Origin of the sequence: Burkholderia sp. SRS-W-2-2016, from assembly GCF_001931485.1 — a bacterium.
Taxonomy (GTDB): domain Bacteria; phylum Pseudomonadota; class Gammaproteobacteria; order Burkholderiales; family Burkholderiaceae; genus Paraburkholderia.
The window spans coordinates 1-2,339 of the sequence record NZ_MSDV01000092.1; the positions used below are offsets into that span (position 1 = coordinate 1).

The following is a 2,339-nucleotide window of genomic DNA, read 5'->3' on the forward strand; positions in this document are numbered from 1 at the left end:
GCCTGCACGTTACTGATATCGCCAGCGTTCTTCGTCACCTGGCTGCCCAGGTCCGCCACGTTCTGGTTGGTCGTGTTCAGTTGCGACACGTTCACCGCATCGTTGTTGTCGACGCCGTCAGCCACGTTTTTCAGGGCCACCGGAGCCGCGGCATTTGCACCGCCAAGGGTGACACTGTTGTGAGCGGCCGAGTCATACATGACCGCATCCGACAGCGTTGCCTGCACGTTACTGATATCGCCAGCGTTCTTCGTCACCTGGCTGCCCAGGTCCGCCACGTTCTGGTTGGTCGTGTTCAGTTGCGACACGTTCACCGCATCGTTGTTGTCGACGCCGTCAGCCACGTTTTTCAGGGCCACCGGAGCCGCGGCATTTGCACCGCCAAGGGTGACACTGTTGTGAGCGGCCGAGTCATACATGACCGCATCCGACAGCGTTGCCTGCACGTTACTGATATCGCCAGCGTTCTTCGTCACCTGGCTGCCCAGGTCCGCCACGTTCTGGTTGGTCGTGTTCAGTTGCGACACGTTCACCGCATCGTTGTTGTCGACGCCGTCAGCCACGTTTTTCAGGGCCACCGGAGCCGCGGCATTTGCACCGCCAAGGGTGACGCTGTTGTGCGAGGCCGAGTCATACATCACCGCATCCGACAGCGTGGTCTGCACGTTGCTGATATCGCCTGTGTTCTTCGCAACCTGGCTACCCAGGTCCGCCACGTTCTGGTTCGTCGTGTTCAACTGCGAACCATTGACCGCGTCCGTGCTGCTCGCCGACAGATCACCCGCTGCCACGTTATGCAGTGCCACCGGCGCCGCAGCCGCACCGCCCAGCGTCACACTGGTATGGGCCGACGTGTCATAGCTCACTGCATCGGCCATCTGACCTTGCAGCGTTGCGATGTTCCCCGCGTTCGTCGTTACGCGGCCATCGATGTTGCTCACCGCATCACCCACGTTGCCCACCGTCGTGCCGCCCACGCTGTAGCTCGGCGCACCGATCGTGCCATCGGCGGTCACCGTCGCGCCGCCACCCAAGGCTTCGGCCACCGACTGAGCCGTGCCCTTGAGCTGCGATACGTTCACCGCGTCGGTACCAGCCGTACCTGCTGCCAGGTTCACGACTTGACGCTCCGCGCCCACGCTGCCAATCGACACGCTGTTCGCACGATCAGCCGTCGAGCCATAGCCCAGTGCCACCGCATTTGCGGCCGTGACCCGTGCCATCGAACCGAGCGCCAAACCATTGTCCTGCAGCGCTCGCGCTCCATTGCCCAGCGCGACAGAATACTTATCCGCTTGCGACGATCCGCCGATGGCGATCGACGGTCCTACCTGACCACCCGTCGCCGGGTTGTTGCCGGCCGTGGCGAACTGGCCGATCGCAATGCCACCGATCCCGCCCGACACGTCGCTCGTCGCTGTCGCGCCCGCGCCGATGGCGAGCGACGACTGGCCCAACGCATTGGCGCCCGCGCCGATAGCGGTCGCACTTGCCGGACCCGCCACCGCGTTGCGGCCTACTGCCACCGCGTTGGCACCGGTGGCTACCGCGTCGTCCGTGCCATCATTGTTTCCGTTGGCCTTGAAGTAACGGGTAGCGTTCGTCAGGCTGCTCGACACATTGGAAATCTGGTTACCCAGTTGCGTCGTCGCTGTGTTCAGTTGATTAACGTTAATCGCATCCGTCCCAGCGACACCGTTGGCCACGTTGTGCAGCGCCACCGGCGCAGCATTCGCACCACCCAGCGTCAGGCTGTCATGCGCCGGCGTGTCATACATGACTGCGTCGGCCATCTGGCCTTGCAGCGTCGTGATGTTCCCCGCGTTCGTCGTCACGCGGCCGTCGATGTTGCTGATCGCAGCACCTACGTTGGTGACCTGCGTGCCGTCCACGCTGTAGCTCGGTGCCGTGATCGTGCCGTCGGCGTTATAGGTCGCACCACCGCCGAGCGCCGCTGCCGTGGTCGCGCCAATGTTGGCCGACTTCACCGCTTCCGACTGCAACTGGCTCACGTTCACCGCATCCGTGGCGGCCGAACCGGCTGCCACGTTCGTCACGCGGCGTTCGTTGCCCGACGAACCCACCGACACTTCACCCCGTGCAGCCGATGCCATACCCTGCAGAGCAGCGGAGCCGGGGTTGTAACCCGCGGCGGCCAAATTAGCCGTCGTGGTGGAACTCGCGCCCAGCGCTACTGAATTAGCAGCCGTCGCATTCGCGGCTGCGCCGATCGCGCTTGAATTGAGCGCGCTCGCCTGCGCGCCGCGGCCGAGTGCCAAGGATCTGTCCACGGATGCCTTCGCGCTATCACCCAGCGCGGTGGCGCCGTCACCGGTCGC

General features: G+C 64.1%; 1 protein-coding gene. It reads right to left on the minus strand.

What is annotated here, in order from left to right; all coding sequences use genetic code 11:
- On the minus strand, positions 1–2,279 hold a 2,279-nt coding region (locus BTH42_RS33810; RefSeq protein WP_372237309.1), incomplete at its 3' end, for a YadA family autotransporter adhesin.
- Between the last annotated feature and the right edge of the window lie 60 nt (positions 2,280–2,339).